Origin of the sequence: Pseudomonas carassii (genome assembly GCF_036324045.1) — a bacterium.
Lineage (GTDB): Bacteria > Pseudomonadota > Gammaproteobacteria > Pseudomonadales > Pseudomonadaceae > Aquipseudomonas > Aquipseudomonas peradeniyensis.
In genome coordinates this window covers 33,226-48,203 of record NZ_JAZDCT010000043.1, presented here as the reverse complement: position 1 = coordinate 48,203, position 14,978 = coordinate 33,226, and the positions used below count along the sequence as shown (strand labels likewise).

The window sequence follows — 14,978 nt, the reverse complement described above, 5'->3', positions numbered from 1 at the left end:
CTGGGTGGTCGACAGGGCTTCCTAAATCCGCGTAGGACGTTTCTCTGATTTTCCTTTTCAGCGCTTATTGGCAGTATTCAGTTACCTTTCACCGGCGAATCCGCGCGGGCAGGTGATCCGCCGCCGAGGCTCAGAGATCCAGCACCAGGCGCGCCGAGCGCGCCCGCGAGACGCACAGCATCATGGTCTGTTGCGAGGCTTTCTCCTCGTCGCTCAGGTACTGGTCGAAATGCTCGGCCTCGCCTTCGAGGATCGCCGTCTCGCAGGTGCCACACACGCCTTCGCGGCACAGGCACTCGACCTTGGCGGCCTTGGATTTCTCGATGGCCTGGAGAATGGTCATGCCTTCCTCGACGGCCAGTTCGGTGCCGGAGCGCGCCAATACCACGGTGAACGCCGAGCCTGCAGCCGGCGCGGCGGCGAACTGTTCCCAATGCACGCGGGACTCGGCGATGCCGGCGGCGGCGGCGCTGGCGATCACCGCGTCGATCAGCGGCTTGGGTCCGCACACATAGAGATGGGCGTCATCGGTGAGCCCCGCGCACAGCGCGGCGAGGTCGAGCTTGCGCCCCAGACTGTCGATATAGAAGCGGGTGTTGCCGGCATGCGGGCCTTGCGCCAGGTCGCCCTGGAAGGCGCCGTGCTCGGGGGCGCGGAAGGCGTAGTGCAGCTCGTAGGGGGTGCTGCCGCCTTCGAGCTCGTGCAGCTGCGCCAGGAACGGGGTGATGCCGATGCCGCCGGCGATCAGCACATGGCGCCCGGCGCTTGGGTCGAGGGCGAACAGGTTGTTGGGGGTGGAAATGGTCAGCTCGCTGCCCACCTCGACCTGCTGGTGCATGAACGCCGAACCGCCCTTGGACTGCTCCTCCAGGCGCACGCCGATCTGGTAGCTGTGCAACTGGCGCGGGTCGCTCATCAGCGAGTAGGCATTGCTGAACTGGCTGCCGCAGGCCGACTGCATCTGCACGATGACGTGGCTGCCGCCGCTGAAGGCGGGCAGGGCGGCGCCGTCGGCGCGGGCCAGGGTGAAGCGCTTGATCTGCGGCGTGGATTGTTCCACGCCGGTCACGCGCACCTTGAACATTTCGTATTGCTTGGCCATGGCGTACCTCGACAACGAAGCCCCGCGCCAGGCCCTGGCGCGGGGTGGGGAGCGTGTTCAGTCGTCCAGGTGGGCGACGGCGATCAGGTTGTGGAAGTGGGCGATGCCGTGCTCGCTCACGCCGCTGCGCTGCGAATCGACCATGATCCGGCCCTGGCCACGGTAGCCGCGGGACTTCAGGCCCTTCTGCACGCTTTCGACCAGGCGCAGGTCCTCGGGGCGGAACACCTCGCGGTACCAGTCGATCAGCTTGTGCTGCTCCTCGCTGAGGTCCTTGTTGAGGAAGTAGATGTCGTAGTGCTGCAGGGTGGTTTCGGCATCGACCGGGAACTCGTAGATCACGGTCATGAAGTTGGCCCCTGGCGGTACGTTGAACATGGTGCACGGCCAGGCCCAGAAGCCGGCAAAGGACGGATCCTTGACCGTTTCATCGAACTTGAACGACTGCTCCGACGGCTTGGCCAGGCCGTACTGCAAGGTCCAGTTGCCGTGCAGGCTGTGGCTGTACTGGCCGACGTCCACCGAGTCGGAGAAGCCGGGGTGGGCCGGGGCGCAGTGGTAGCACTCGAGGTAGTTGTCGACGATCGACTTCCAGTTGGCCGGGGTGTCGCTGACGAAGCGTGCGGCCAGGTGCAGGTCGTCGATCACCGCGCAGGCCTCGCGCATGCGTTTTTGCATGCCGGGCAGCTGGTCTTCGACGGAACCGGCGTCGTTGTCCATGTTGATGAAGATGAAGCCGGCGTACTCTTCGACGCGCAACTGCACCAGGGTGGAGTTGTCCTTGTCGAAGTTGGCCACGTTCTCGCAGTTGCGCGCGTGGGCCAGTTCGCCGTCGAGCTTGAAGGTCCAGGCGTGGTACGGGCAGGTGATGACGTTCTTGGCCTTGCCGCTGCCTTCGAGCAGTTGGTGGCCGCGGTGCGGGCAGACGTTGTAGAACGCACGCAGCACGTCGTCGCGGCCACGCACGACGATGATGCTCTCACCGATCACCTGGCGGGTGATGTAGGCGTTCTTCTCGGCGACTTCGCTGCGGTGGCCGACGCAGATCCAGCTGCGGGCGAAGATCGCTTCCTTTTCGTGTTCGAACACCGCGGCCTGGGTGTAGAACGTGGCCGGAAGGGTGAAGGCCTCTTCGGGGTTGGCGCAGAAGTCGGCGGGCAGGCGTTTGAAATCGTTCATGGCTCTATCTCGGTTCTTATTGGTTAACGCGTATCTGATGGTTAACAAGCTGGACAAAATTTTTTGTACTGCTGCGTGACGCTGATTCCTGTAGGAGCGGCCTTGTGCCGCGAAAGGGCTGCGCAGCAGCCCCGGCAATATTGGCGGGATCGCTGAAGCACAGGGGCCGCGCTGCGGCCCTTTCGCGGCACAAGGCCGCTCCTACATGGTCAATGCACCACTGCCGCGCTGCGAGGCGCTTGCTCTTGGGGTTCCTCACCCGCCAGGCGGGTAGCCTCTTCCTCGATACGGTACGCCGGCACCTGGCCGTAGTCGGCCGCCAGCCACTTGAAGAAGCCGTAGATCTTCACCAGCAGGATCACCATGAACGGGATCGCGGTGAGCACCACGGCGGTCTTCATGGTCGACAGCGAAGCCTTGGCGAACAGCATGGCCAGTGGCACCAGGGTCAGCACCACGCACCAGAACAGGCGCAGGGTCGGGCTCGGGTCCTCGCCCTCGCGCAGGTTGCGGGTGCTGGTGGCGGCCACGGCGTAGGCGGCGGCGTCCATGTGCGAGGCGCAGAACACCGCCATGATGAACAGGTACGCGGCGAGGAACAGCGTGCCCCACGGCAGGGCCAGCAAGAGGTCGGTCACCGCCGCTTCGCCACCGAGGGTGCCGAGTAGCTTGGGCACGTCGATCTGGCCGTTGATGAACTGGTGCATGCTGTAGCTTTCCAGCGCGCCGAAGAAGAACCAGCAACCGAAGCTGCCGCCCAGCAACAGGGCGAACACCACTTCCTTGATCAGCCGGCCACGCGAGACGCGGGCGACGAACATGGCCACGCCCGGCGCGTAGGACACCCACCACAGCCAGTAGAACACCGTCCAGTTACGGGTGAAGGCGCCGTCGCCGGCCGGGTCGGTGAACAGGCTCATCTGCACGTAGTGCTGCAGCATCAGGCCGATGGAGTTGGCGGTGTTGTTCAGGGTGAACTGGGTCGGGCCGACCAGCAGGACGATGGCGGCAAACACCAGAGCGCCGATGCAGACCATCTTCGACAGGCGCTGCAGGCCGCCGTCGATGCCGATGTACGAACTCAGCGAGAACAGCAGCGCCACCGCACCGATCACCAGCAGTTGCACGGTGAAGGTGTTGGGGGTGCCGGCCAGGTCGGCAAGGCCACGGGTCAGGGTCGAGGCGGTGAGCGCCAGCGACACGGTCAGTGCGCCCATCATGGTCAGCAGGAAGATCAGGTCGACGGCGCGTCCGACGGGGCCGGTGGCCTTGAAGCCGGTGACCGCCTCGATGATCGAGGCCAGGTTCAGGCCGCTCTTCTTGCGCACGTGGAAGTGATAGGCCATGGCCAGGGAGGCCAGGGCGTAGATCGACCAGGCGCTGATGCCCCAGTGGAAGAACGAGTAGCTGACGCTGTACTCCAGGGCCTTGGCCGACATCGGCGCGATGTTCAGGCCCGGGGTCTGGTAGTAGTAGGCCCATTCCATCACGCCCCAGTACAGGGTCGAGGAACCCATGCCGGCGCAGATGAACATGAACACCCAGGTGGTGGTGGAATACTCCGGCTTGCCGGCGCCCAGGCGGATGTTGCCGTATTTGCTGAAGGCCAGGTACAGCACGGCCAGGGAACTGCCGAACACCAGTACCTGGACGCTGGTGCCGAAGGTGCGGGTGGCCACCTCGAACAGCTGGTTGGCCAGGCTTTCGGCCTGGGCGGGGAAGGCAGCAAGGCCGATCACGGTGAGCAGCACGGCCAACAGGCTCACGGCGATCAGGAACACGTCGATCTTTTTGTTATTGGGGGACATCAATTGTCTCCTGGAGCATTTTTTTTGTAGTAGGCGTCAGGCGTTGGGGAAGTCCGTATCGAGGCTGGGTTTTCCTTTTTGTTAACCATTAGGTAACAAGTATCTTTTGGTTTACAGATTCTGCATTGAATCGAAGTGGGTGGCAATAGGATCGTCGGACAATCCGGATGGTTGGGTGTTGTCTGGGCTGGCGCTATCGCGGGGCAAGTCCGCTCCCACGCACAGAAAGACGCATCGCTTCTTTGTGGGAGCGGGCTTGCCCCGCGATGACCTGACGCCGACTCAGGCCCCGAGCAGCTCGGCGATGGCCTTGCCCACTTCCTGGGTCGAGCGGCTGCCACCCATGTCGCGGGTGGTGTCGCCGTTGGCGATCACTGTCTCGATGGCCTTGAGGATGTCGTCATGGGCCGCCTGGTAGCGGGCGTCGTTGTCAGCCTGGCCGAGGAACTCGAGCATCAGCGCGCCGGACCAGATCATCGCGATCGGGTTGGCAATGTTCTTGCCGTAGATGTCCGGCGCCGAACCGTGCACCGGCTCGAACAGCGACGGGAACTTGCGCTCGGGGTTGAGGTTGGCCGACGGCGCGATGCCGATGGTACCGGCGCAGGCCGGGCCGAGGTCCGAGAGGATGTCGCCGAACAGGTTGGAGGCCACCACCACGTCGAAGCGTTCCGGCTGCAGCACGAAACGGGCGCAGAGGATGTCGATGTGCTGCTTGTCCCAGCTGATCTCGGGGTAGTGGGCGGCCATGGCGGCGGTGCGCTCGTCCCAGTAGGGCATGCTCACGGCCATGCCGTTGGACTTGGTTGCCGAGGTGACGTGCTTGCGCTCGCGGGTCTGCGCCACGTCGAAGGCGTACTTGAGGATGCGGTCCACGCCACGGCGGGTGAACACCGACTCCTGCAGCACGAACTCGTTGTCGGTGCCTTCGAACATGCGCCCGCCCAGGGACGAATATTCACCCTCGGTGTTCTCGCGGATCACCACGAAGTCGATGTCGCCGGGCTGCTTGTTTGCCAGCGGGCAGGGCACGCCGGGGAACAGGCGCACCGGGCGGATGTTCACGTACTGGTCGAAATCGCGGCGGAACTTGAGCAAGGATCCCCACAGCGAGATATGGTCCGGGACCTTGTCCGGCCAGCCGACGGCGCCGAAGTACAGGGCGTCGAAGGCCTTGAGCTGGTCGAACCAGTCGTCGGGCATCATCTTGCTGTGAGCCAGGTAGTAGTCGCAGCTGGCCCACTCGAAGAACTCGAACTCAAGGTTCAGGCCGTGCTTGCGGGCGGCGGCCTCGACCACGCGCAGGCCTTCGGGGAGGACTTCGTTGCCAATGCCGTCACCGGGGATGGCGGCGATCTTGAAGGTCTTGGTCATGGTGCGCCTCTCGTGTTCAGGGAAGATGCGGCCATGCTATAAGGCTGTGCTTCGGAGATAATCCGGCAATCCATCAATTCTTGGTGCACGAATCGTGAATAATCTGCCGAACCTGGACGACCTCGACATCTTCCTGCAGGTGGCCCGCCGCGCCAGCTTTGCCGCGGTGGCAGACGAGCGCGGTATGTCGGCGGCGTTCGTCAGCAAGCGCATCCGTCTGCTGGAGGACAGCCTTGGCGTGCGTCTGCTGCACCGCACCACCCGGCGGGTGACGGTGAGCGAGGAGGGCGAGCGGGTGTATCAATGGGCGCAGCAGATCTTCGAGACCCTGCAGCGCATGGACGACGACCTCAACGCCGGCCAGCGCGAGCCGGTCGGGCAGTTGCGCATCGCCAGCAGCCTGGGCCTGGGACGACGCTTCGTGGCGCCGGCGCTGTCGGAACTGGCGGCGCGCTACCCGCGCCTGGACATCCGCCTGGATGTGCACGATCGCCTGGTGGACCTGATCGCCGAAGGCGTCGACCTGGACATCCGCGTGGGCAACGTGATCGCCCCGCACCTGATCGCCAAGCCCCTGGCGCGCAACCGCCGGGTGTTGTGCGCGGCGCCTGCGTACCTGGCCGAGCATGGCACGCCGCGGGTGCTGGCGGACCTGGCCAGCCATGACTGCCTGGTGATCAAGGAGCGCGACCACCCGTTTGGGCTATGGCACCTGGAAGGACCGCAGGGCGAGGAAAGCGTGCGGGTGACCGGCGGGCTGTCGAGCAACCATGGCGAGGTGGCGCACCAGTGGTGCCTGGACGGGCGCGGCATCCTGCTGCGCTCGTGGTGGGACGTGCACGACAGCATCGCCGAGGGGCGGCTGGTGCAGGTGCTGCCGGACTACCAGCAGGCGGCGGACATCTGGGCGGTGTACACCGCGCCCTTGGCCGGCTCGGCCAAGGTGCGGGTGGCGGTGGAGTTCTTCCGGCAGTACTTCGCCGAGCGCTATAAATTGCCGTTTTAGTGACTGAAGGCTTTCGGGCTGTTCTTGCGGCTGGCCTCATACGCTTCACGCGCCATCGGCCGTGCCTGCGGGTTGCCCAGGTCTTCCATGGCCAGTCGATGGGTCTCCGGCGCCAGGTACGCGGCGAACGCACACACACAGGTGACCAGGAACGCCAGCCCGCCGACCACCAGCCAGATATGCTCCGAGCCCGGTGGCGCCACGGCGGCGAACAGCGCCGGCAGCATGGCGGTGATCATGGTGCCGATGTTCTGCGCGATGGCCATGGCCGAGACGCGATAGCGGGTGTGGAACAGCTCGGGGTAGAAGCTTGGGAACACCGCGTTGTAGCCCTGGTAGACCATGCCCCACATGAGGATCGAGGCGGCGAAGGCCAGCGGCACGTTCTGGATGCTGATCGCGTACAGGTAGGCGAAGGCCAGCAGGCCCGAGCCCAGGCAGCCGGCGATCATGGTCGGGCGGCGGCCGATCCGGTCGGACAGGTTGCCGACGAAGGGGATCACCAGCACCGCGACGATGTTGCCCACCACCGGGATCCACAGGTACACGCTCTTGTCGAAGCCGATGCCGTAGGCCGGCTGCACCGCGTAGGCCGCGCCGAAGATGGTGGCGACCACCGGGATCACGTTCATCAACGCCATGAACATCACCAGCACCATGTGCTTCCAGCTGTGGCGGAAGGCTTCGCCGATCGGCGACTTGGCGACCTTGTCCTGTTTCTCCTCCTGGACGAAGGCCGGGGTCTCGTGCACCTCCTTGCGGATGATGAAGCCGGCGATCAGCACCACCGCGCTCATCAGGAACGGGATGCGCCAGCCCCACTCGTTGAAGGCCTCGCTGGGCATGAAGTAGGCCAGCGGCAGGAACACCGCCGCCGCCATCACCTGGCCGGCCTGCACACCCTGAAGGGTGTAGCTGGCGTAGTAGCCGCGGCGGCCGAACGGTGCGTGCTCCATGATCATTGAACTGGCTCCGGAGATCTCGCCGGCCACGGCGAAGCCCTGGACCAGGCGCAGCACCACCAGCAGCGCCGGGGCCAGCAGGCCGATGTCGTGGTAGGTGGGCAGCAGGCCCACGGCCATGGTCGACAGGCCCATCAGGAACATGCACAGCAGCAGCACGTTCTTGCGACCGCGGGTGTCGCCCCAGTGGCCGAGCACGCAGGCGCCGATCGGGCGCGCCAGGTAACCCACGCCGTAGGTGGCCAGCGAGGCGATGATGGCCATCTTCGGATCGGTGGACGGGAAGAAGATCTGCGGGAAGATCAGCGCCGCAGCCTGGGCGTAGATGAAGAAGTCGTAGTACTCGAGGGCAGAGCCGATCCATCCGCTGGCGGTGGCTTTCTTGGCTTGGGAGCTTGAGCGGGCCATGTTGTCTCCGTTGTTCTTGTCAGGGGCCGGATGGTCAGCGCGCGCAGGGCGCGGCAACGGGGCTGTAGGGAGAAGACGAACGCGGCGGTGCGGATCGCAGGGCGAGCAAGGTGTGCATAGGTCGGTACCCGTTTTCTTGAACTTATTATGTGGTGACGTTGGGCGTTGCAGCACAGGGCCCGCCGAATGACCGGCGTGGCAGCGAGAAGGGCCGGCGGGGCCTGTGACTGGTGTTCATGGTTGTTCACGGGGGTGGGTGAATCAATTCGCCGGAACGGGTTTTGTTCGGTAATCGAACAAAAACTAACTGTTTCGTACAAAGTGCATTGCCGGGGCGACTTTACCTGCGAATAATCGATCGTGCCAGACAGATGCTGTCGGGGCTGGCCCTTTCGCGGGGCAAGCCCGCTCCTACAAGGGACAACGCAACACCTGTGGGAGCGGGCTTGCCCCGCGATAGGGCCGGACCTGCCTCGGTCTCCTTCAATAACAAGGAATACCCGCCATGCACCGTTCGATCGCCACCGTTTCCTTGAGCGGCACCCTGCCGGAAAAACTCGAAGCCATCGCCGCCGCGGGTTTCGACGGCGTCGAGATCTTCGAGAACGACCTGCTGTACTACGCCGGCAGCCCCCGCGAGATCCGCCAGTTGTGCGCGGACCTGGGATTGGCGATCACCCTGTTCCAGCCGTTTCGCGATTTCGAGGGCTGCCGCCGTGACCGGCTGCACAAGAACCTCGACCGCGCCGAGCGCAAGTTTGACCTGATGCAGGAGCTGGGCACCGACCTGGTGCTGGTGTGCAGCAACGTCCAGCCCGATGCCTTGGGCGATGAGCAACTGCTGGTGGACGACCTGCGTCTGCTCGCCGAGCACGCCGGTGACCGTGGCCTGCGCATTGGATATGAGGCCCTGGCCTGGGGTCGTCACGTCAACACCTGGCAGCAGGTATGGAACCTGGTGCGCCAGGCCGACCACCCGGCGCTGGGGGTGATTCTCGACAGCTTCCACACCTTGTCGATCAAGGGCGACCCCAGCGGTATCCGCGATATTCCCGGCGAGAAGATCTTCTTCGTGCAGATGGCCGACGCACCGATCCTGGCCATGGACGTGCTGGAGTGGAGCCGGCATTTCCGCTGCTTCCCGGGGCAGGGCGAGATGGACCTGGCGGGTTTCCTCGCGCCGATCCTGGCCACCGGTTATCGCGGTCCGCTGTCGCTGGAGATCTTCAACGACGGCTTCCGTGCGGCACCGCCCCGGCAGAATGCCGCCGACGGCTTGCGTTCACTGCTGTACCTGGAGGAGAAGACGCGCCTTCAGTTGGAGCGTGAGGCGCGGGCCGCCGAGCCTGGCGTGCTGTTCGCGCCGCCGCCCGCGAGCGGCTACGACGGCGTGGAGTTTCTCGAGTTCGCCGTCGACGAGTCGGTCGGTGCGCGCCTGGGCGTGTGGCTCAAGCGCCTGGGCTTCGCCGAGGCCGGCGAACACCGCAGCAAGGCGGTGCGCCTGCTGCGCCAGGGCGATATCAGCATCGTGCTCAACGCCGAGCCTTACTCGTTCGCCCACAACTTCTTCGAGGCTCATGGCCCGTCCTTGTGCGCCACGGCGCTGCGGGTGAATGACGGCCAGGCCGCGTTGCGGCGCGCCACCGCCTACCGTGGCCAGCCGTTCCGTGGCCTGGTCGGCCCCAACGAACGCGAGATCCCGGCGGTGCGCGCCCCCGACGGCAGCCTGCTGTACCTGGTGGAGCCGGACGCCGACGGCCCGAGCCTCTACGACACCGACTTCCACCTGGACCAGAACGCCCGGGCCAGCGGCGGGCTCAAGCGCATCGACCACATGGCCCTGGCGCTGCCGGCCGAGGCGCTGGACAGCTGGGTGCTGTTCTACAAGAGCCTGTTCGATTTCACCGCCGACGACGAGGTGGTGCTGCCCGACCCCTATGGCCTGGTCAAGAGCCGTGCCCTGCGCAGCCAGTGCGGCAGCCTGCGTCTGCCGTTGAACATCTCGGAGAACCGCAACACCGCCATCGCCCATGCCCTGGACAGCTATCGCGGCTCGGGCGTGCACCATGTCGCCTTCGACTGCGACGATATCTTCCGCGAGGTGGCCCGGGCCAAGGAGGCCGGCGTGCCGTTGCTGGAGATCCCGCTGAACTACTACGACGACCTGGCGGCGCGGTTCGACTTCGATGACGAGTTCCTCAGCGAGCTGGCGTACTACAACGTGCTGTATGACCGCGATGGCCAGGGTGGCGAGCTGTTCCATGTGTACACCGAGTCGTTCGAGGGGCGCTTCTTCTTCGAGATCCTGCAGCGCAAGGGCGGTTACGCCGGCTATGGCGCGGCCAACGTGGCGGTGCGCCTGGCGGCGATGGCCAAGGCGCGCAGCGGGGCGGGGCGCACGGCGGTGTTGTAGGAGCGGCCTTGCCGAGGCGTCGGACCGGCCGGAAAGGGCTGCGTAGCAGCCCCAGGATTTTAGTTTGGAGCACATATCGCCGGGGCCGCTTTGCGGCCCTTTCGCGGCACAAGGCCGCTCCTACAGGGATCGTGCACGGCCTCTGGATCCTGACCTTTCGACCAACACCGCGCTTCCCTGCACCGCCCGGCTCACGGATAATCGCCCGGATTCCTATAACGAGCCTGTGAGTCGGTATGAGTGATTCGGTAGCCAAGCCTGAAGTCGAAGGGCTGCGCAGATCGCGCAAGAACAACCCGGAAAAGACCCGCGAGAACATTCTCCAGGCCGCCATCACCGAGTTCGTCCAGCAGGGCCTGGCCGGCGCCCGGGTCGACGCCATCGCCGAGCGCACCGCCACCTCCAAGCGCATGATCTACTACTATTTCGGCAGCAAGGAGCAGCTCTACGTCGAATGCCTGGTCAAGCTCTACGGCGACATCCGCAAGACCGAGCACAGCCTTGACCTCGACTCGCTGCCGCCCGAGCAGGCGATCCAGCGCCTGGTGGAGTTCACCTTCGACCACCACGCCAACAACGTCGACTTCGTGCGCATCGTCTGCACCGAGAACATCCACTACGGTGAATACGTCAAGCAGTCGCCGGTGATCCGCGAGATGAGCAGCATGGTGCTCGACGCGCTGGGCAAGATTCTCGCCCGAGGCGTGGAGCAGGGCGTGTTTCGCCCGGGGATCGAGGTGATCGACCTGCACATGCTGATGAGCTCGTTCTGCTTCTACCGGGTGTCGAACCGCCACACTTTCGGCGACATCTTCCAGATCGACCTGGCCGACGAGCAGGTCAAGCAGCGTCACAAACAGGTGATCTGCGAGGCGGTGATGCGCTACATCAAGGCCTGACCCCGCTCAACCGGCGAACACCACCCCGGTGCGCGCCGCGGCGTTGCGGATATGCTCCTGCATCGCCCGTTGTGCGCCGGCCTGGGAGCGGCGGGCGAGGGCGCGGAGGATCTTGCGGTGCTCCTGCCAGGTTTCCATGGCCCGCTCGGGGCGAATGAACGGCAGCTTCTGGCTCTCCAGGAAAATGTCCTGGCTGGCGGTGATCACCTGAAGCATCGCGCGGTTGCCACTGGCCTGCAGCAGCCGCTGGTGGAAGGCGAAGTCCAGGCGTGCGGCGGCCTCGAAGCGCCCGGCGCGCAACTCCACGGCCATTGCCTCGACATTGGCCTGCAACGCGTCCAGGTCATCGGCGGTCAACGCCAGGGCCGCCTGGCCGGCGGCGAAGCCTTCCAGGGCGTAGCGCAGCTGGAAGGTGTCGGCGGCTGAAACCTGTTCGGCATAGGGCCAGGCGAAGCCGCCGGGCGATGGCTTGCCGGTGGCCGGAGCCTGGACGAACACCCCCTTGCCCGGTTGCACGCTGACCAGTCCCAGGGCGCTGAGCGACGACAACGCCTCGCGCAGCGACGCCCGGCTCACGCCCAGGCGTTCGGCCAGGTCGCGCTGCGAAGGCAGGGCATCGCCGGGCTGGTAGCCGTCCTGTTCGATCAGTTGGCGGATGGCCTGCAGGGCGATTTCCGGGACGGGGCGCGTGGCGGTGGCGAGCATGCTGTTCAGACCGGTCTGAGGGCGATGGCCTCCCTTTTACGGGCAATCGGCACGGCGTGGCAAGCCTTGCCTCGTCCTGGCGCAGGCCCTGCAGTCGTTGCGCGAAAGCGGGGCACGGGATATTTCGAAGACACAACTGTTCAGACCAGTAAGACCTGATCGGCGCCTTGCGGCACGCCGCTCGCAGGTGTTTTGCCCAAGGCTGGCATGGCCCGTGCACTGGCATCGCAGCCCTTTTCCGGACTCCTGCGAGGCCTTTCGATGAAGACGTTCCGCTCCCTGTTCCTGGCCACCCTGTTCTGCGCCACCCCCCTGGCAATGCCCCTGGCCCAGGCCGACGCGCTGGCCGACATCACCGCCCGCGGCGTGCTCAAGGTCGCGGTGCCCCAGGACTTCCCGCCGTTCGGCTCGGTCGGCCCGGACCTCAAGCCCCGCGGCCTGGACATCGACACCGCGCAACTGCTGGCCGACAAGCTCGGCGTCAAGCTGGCCCTGACCCCGGTCAACAGCACCAACCGCATCCCGTTCCTCACCACCGGCAAGGTCGACCTGGTGATCTCGAGCTTGGGCAAGAACCCCGAGCGCGCCGCAGTGATCGACTTCTCGCGCCCCTATGCGCCGTTCTACCTGGCGGTGTTCGGCCCGGCCGAGGCCCCGGTCGACGCTATCGAAGCCCTTGCCGGCAAGACCATCAGCGTCACCCGCGGCGCCATCGAGGACATGGAACTCAGCGCCGTGGCGCCCAAGGGCGCGATCATCAAGCGCTTCGAGGACAACAACTCGACCATTGCCGCCTACCTGTCCGGCCAGGTCGAGCTGATCGCCAGCGGCAGCGTGGTGATGGCCGCCATCGCCGCGAAGAATCCGGCCAAGGTGCCGGTGCTCAAGGTCAAGCTCAAGGACTCGCCGGTGTACGTGGGCCTGGCCAAGAACGAGCCGGCGCTTTTGCAGAAGGTCAACGCCACCCTCGACGCCGCCAGGACCGACGGCAGCCTGAACCGCAACGCCGAGAAGTGGCTCAAGCAGCCGCTGCCGGCCGACCTCTGAGCACTTGAGCGATGGCCTATCAATTCGACTTCGCCCCGGTGCTGGCGCAGGGCGACCTGTTGCTGCGGGGCATGCTGTTCACCCTGGAGCTGACCCTGGTAGGCACCGTGCTCGGGGTCGCCATCGGCGTGCTCGGTGCTGTGACCCGGGCCTGGCGCCTGCGGCCGTTCGACGCGCTGTTCGGGCTGTACGTCGAACTGATCCGCAACACGCCGTTCATCGTCCAGCTGTTCTTCATCTTCTTCGGCCTGCCGGCGCTGGGCGTGCGCCTGAGCGAATGGCAGGCGGCGGTGCTGGCAATGGTGATCAACCTGGGCGCCTATTCGACCGAGATCATCCGCGCCGGTATCCAGGCGATCCCCAAGGGTCAGCTCGAAGCCGCGGCCGCGCTGGCGTTGAGCCGCTTCGAGGCGTTTCGCCACGTGGTAGTGCAACCGGCCCTGGCCAAGGTGTGGCCGGCGCTGTCGAGCCAGATCGTGATTGTCATGCTCGGCTCGGCGGTGTGTTCACAGATCGCCACCGAAGAGCTGTCGTTCGCCGCCAACTTCATCCAGTCGCGCAATTTTCGCGCCTTCGAGACCTACCTGTTGACCACGCTGCTGTACCTGCTGATGGCCATCGTCGTGCGCCAGCTGCTGGCCTGGATCGGCCAGCGCCTGCTGATGGGGAGACGCTGAATGGACTTCACCTTATGGGATATCGTGCGCAACCTCATGACCGGGTTGCAGTGGACCTTGCTGCTGTCGCTGGTGGCGTTCGCCTGCGGCAGCGTCGGCGGGCTGATGCTGCTGGTGGCGCGGATCAGTGACCGGCCACTGCTGCGCGGCGCGGCGCGAGCGTTCATCGAGCTGTTCCAGGGCACGCCGCTGCTGATGCAGCTGTTCATGGTGTTCTTCGGCATCGCCCTGTTCGGCATCGATGTGTCGGCGTGGATGGCCGCGGCCATCGCCCTGACCTTGTTCACCAGCGCCTTTCTCGCCGAGATCTGGCGTGGCTGCGTGGAGGCGATCCCACGGGGCCAGTGGGAGGCCGCCGGCAGCTTGGCCATGAGCCGCCTGGAGCAGTTGCGCCATGTGATCCTGCCCCAGGCCCTGCGCATTGCCATCGCCCCGACCGTGGGCTTCTCGGTGCAGGTGGTCAAAGGCACCGCGGTCACCTCGATCATCGGTTTCACCGAGCTGACCAAGACCGGCGGCATGCTGGCCAACGCCACCTTCGAGCCATTCCTGATCTACGGCCTGGTGGCCGTGGGCTACTTCATCCTCTGCTACCCGCTCTCGCTGAGCGCCCGTTACCTGGAAAGGAGGCTGCATGCCCCTGCTTAGAGTGTCCGCGCTGCACAAGTACTACGGCGACAACCACGTGCTCAAGGGGGTCGACCTGAGCATCGAGGAGGGCGAGGTGGTGGCCATCATCGGCCGCAGCGGCTCGGGCAAGAGCACCTTCCTGCGCACCCTCAACGGCCTGGAGTCGATCAGCGACGGGGTGATCGAGGTGGATGGCGAGTACCTCGACGCCGGCCGTGCCGACCTGCGCGCGCTGCGCCAGAAGGTCGGCATGGTGTTCCAGCAGTTCAACCTGTTCCCGCACCTGACCGTGGGCGAGAACGTGATGCTCGCGCCCCAGGTGGTGAAGAAGGCCGGCAGGGCCGAGGCACGTCAGCTGGCTGAGCGGATGCTGGAGCGGGTAGGGCTGGGCGACAAGATCGACGCCTACCCCGACCGCCTTTCCGGCGGGCAGCAGCAGCGGGTGGCCATCGCCCGGGCGCTGGCCATGTCACCCAAGGTGCTGCTGTGCGACGAGATCACCTCGGCGCTGGACCCGGAGCTGGTCAACGAGGTGCTGGGCGTGGTGCGCCAGCTGGCGAAGGAGGGCATGACCCTGGTCATGGTCACCCACGAGATGCGCTTCGCCCGCGAGGTGGGCGACAAGCTGGTGTTCATGCACCAGGGCAAGGTACACGAGACCGGCCACCCGCGCGAAGTGTTCGCCGCGCCGCGCACGGCGGAACTGGCCAACTTCATCGGTGCGGTGGCGGGGACCTGAGGGCTGCATCGCTTCATCGCGGAGCAGCC

Annotated in this window: 13 protein-coding genes; 7 read left to right on the top strand and 6 right to left on the bottom strand. The window is 65.6% G+C overall.

Going from position 1 to position 14,978, the window contains the following annotated elements; genetic code table 11:
- Nucleotides 1–130 precede the first annotated feature (130 nt).
- The 4 genes from V0R62_RS23865 to V0R62_RS23850 all read right to left on the bottom strand — a co-directional run bounded on the left by V0R62_RS23865 (nt 131) and on the right by V0R62_RS23850 (nt 5,463).
- The gene (locus tag V0R62_RS23865) at nt 131–1,102 is read right to left on the bottom strand and encodes a PDR/VanB family oxidoreductase (RefSeq protein ID WP_330105477.1); all 972 of its coding nucleotides are present in this window, start codon (nt 1,100–1,102) and stop codon (nt 131–133) included.
- Between the two features lie 57 nt (nt 1,103–1,159).
- Nucleotides 1,160–2,281: an aromatic ring-hydroxylating oxygenase subunit alpha gene (locus tag V0R62_RS23860; protein WP_186715392.1), complete on the bottom strand. Its 1,122-nt coding sequence runs from the start codon at nt 2,279–2,281 to the stop codon at nt 1,160–1,162.
- A 209-nt stretch (nt 2,282–2,490) separates the two neighbouring features.
- Nucleotides 2,491–4,089 carry a BCCT family transporter gene (locus V0R62_RS23855; RefSeq protein WP_330105476.1) on the bottom strand — a complete coding sequence of 533 codons (1,599 nt, stop codon included), beginning with the start codon at nt 4,087–4,089 and terminating at the stop codon, nt 2,491–2,493.
- 282 nt (nt 4,090–4,371) lie between these two features.
- Complete coding sequence (locus V0R62_RS23850) at nt 4,372–5,463, bottom strand: tartrate dehydrogenase (RefSeq protein ID WP_330105475.1); 1,092 nt, start codon at nt 5,461–5,463, stop codon at nt 4,372–4,374.
- Between the two features lie 94 nt (nt 5,464–5,557).
- Here V0R62_RS23850 and V0R62_RS23845 point away from each other — a divergent pair, with 94 nt between their 5' ends.
- Nucleotides 5,558–6,469, top strand: a complete 912-nt coding sequence (locus V0R62_RS23845) for a LysR substrate-binding domain-containing protein (protein ID WP_330105474.1) — start codon at nt 5,558–5,560, stop codon at nt 6,467–6,469.
- Here the strand turns inward: V0R62_RS23845 and V0R62_RS23840 are convergent.
- On the bottom strand, nt 6,466–7,839 hold the full coding sequence (locus V0R62_RS23840; RefSeq protein WP_330105473.1) for an MFS transporter: 1,374 nt from the start codon (nt 7,837–7,839) through the stop codon (nt 6,466–6,468). The two genes, V0R62_RS23845 and V0R62_RS23840, sit on opposite strands and share 4 nt — an antisense overlap.
- 505 nt (nt 7,840–8,344) lie before the next feature.
- Here V0R62_RS23840 and quiC point away from each other — a divergent pair.
- Nucleotides 8,345–10,252: a 3-dehydroshikimate dehydratase QuiC gene (quiC, locus tag V0R62_RS23835; protein ID WP_330105472.1), complete on the top strand. Its 1,908-nt coding sequence runs from the start codon at nt 8,345–8,347 to the stop codon at nt 10,250–10,252.
- Between the two features lie 236 nt (nt 10,253–10,488).
- Entirely contained in the window at nt 10,489–11,151 is a 663-nt protein-coding gene (locus tag V0R62_RS23830; RefSeq protein WP_330105471.1) for a TetR/AcrR family transcriptional regulator, read from the top strand.
- A gap of 6 nt (nt 11,152–11,157) precedes the next feature.
- On the opposite strand, the gene V0R62_RS23825 is transcribed toward V0R62_RS23830, so the two are convergent.
- Nucleotides 11,158–11,856, bottom strand: a complete 699-nt coding sequence (locus tag V0R62_RS23825; protein ID WP_330105470.1) for a FadR/GntR family transcriptional regulator — start codon at nt 11,854–11,856, stop codon at nt 11,158–11,160.
- 261 nt (nt 11,857–12,117) lie between these two features.
- Here V0R62_RS23825 and V0R62_RS23820 point away from each other — a divergent pair, with 261 nt between their 5' ends.
- The 4 genes from V0R62_RS23820 to V0R62_RS23805 are packed head-to-tail and all read left to right on the top strand — an operon-like array spanning nt 12,118 to nt 14,949.
- Nucleotides 12,118–12,903, top strand: a complete 786-nt coding sequence (locus V0R62_RS23820; RefSeq protein ID WP_028688746.1) for a transporter substrate-binding domain-containing protein — start codon at nt 12,118–12,120, stop codon at nt 12,901–12,903.
- 11 nt (nt 12,904–12,914) lie between these two features.
- Nucleotides 12,915–13,580 (top strand): amino acid ABC transporter permease, encoded by a 666-nt coding sequence (locus V0R62_RS23815; RefSeq protein WP_330105469.1) that lies wholly within the window; start codon nt 12,915–12,917, stop codon nt 13,578–13,580.
- Complete coding sequence (locus tag V0R62_RS23810) at nt 13,581–14,228, top strand: amino acid ABC transporter permease (RefSeq protein WP_330105468.1); 648 nt, start codon at nt 13,581–13,583, stop codon at nt 14,226–14,228.
- A complete protein-coding gene (locus V0R62_RS23805; RefSeq protein ID WP_186734811.1) occupies nt 14,215–14,949 on the top strand; it encodes an amino acid ABC transporter ATP-binding protein in 735 nt (244 codons plus the stop codon). Before V0R62_RS23810 ends, V0R62_RS23805 begins: the two co-directional genes overlap by 14 nt.
- Nucleotides 14,950–14,978 lie beyond the last annotated feature (29 nt).